General features: G+C 43.4%; 2 protein-coding genes. Both read left to right on the top strand.

The window, feature by feature from the left end; all coding sequences use genetic code 11:
- The coding region (locus FS628_RS30720; RefSeq protein WP_186328056.1) for a signal peptidase II at positions 1-116 on the top strand (116 nt) is incomplete at its 5' end.
- The coding region (locus tag FS628_RS30715) for a S4 domain-containing protein (protein WP_260871254.1) at positions 103-258 on the top strand (156 nt) is incomplete at its 3' end. The genes FS628_RS30720 and FS628_RS30715, both read left to right, overlap by 14 nt.

The following is a 258-nucleotide window of genomic DNA, read 5'->3' as shown; positions in this document are numbered from 1 at the left end:
ATTTCCCCATTTTCAATATTGCCGACTCGGCCTTGACCATTGGCGTCATCCTTCTTTTTATCCAAATGTTTAAGGAAGAACGAAAAGAAAAGGTGAGTGAACATGGAAAAAGTTGACTACCGGGTAAAGGAAGAAGAAAGCGGGGAGCGGATTGACAAACTGGTTGCCGCTATCGGTGAAAATTGGTCGCGTTCCCAAGTACAGCAATGGATAAAGGATGGACATATTTCCGTTAATGGGGAATCGGTCAAAGCAAAT

This window comes from Paenibacillus xylanexedens, from assembly GCF_007676705.1.
GTDB classification, from domain to species: Bacteria; Bacillota; Bacilli; order Paenibacillales; family Paenibacillaceae; genus Paenibacillus; species Paenibacillus xylanexedens_C.
This window is presented reverse-complemented; position numbering and strand designations above follow the sequence as displayed.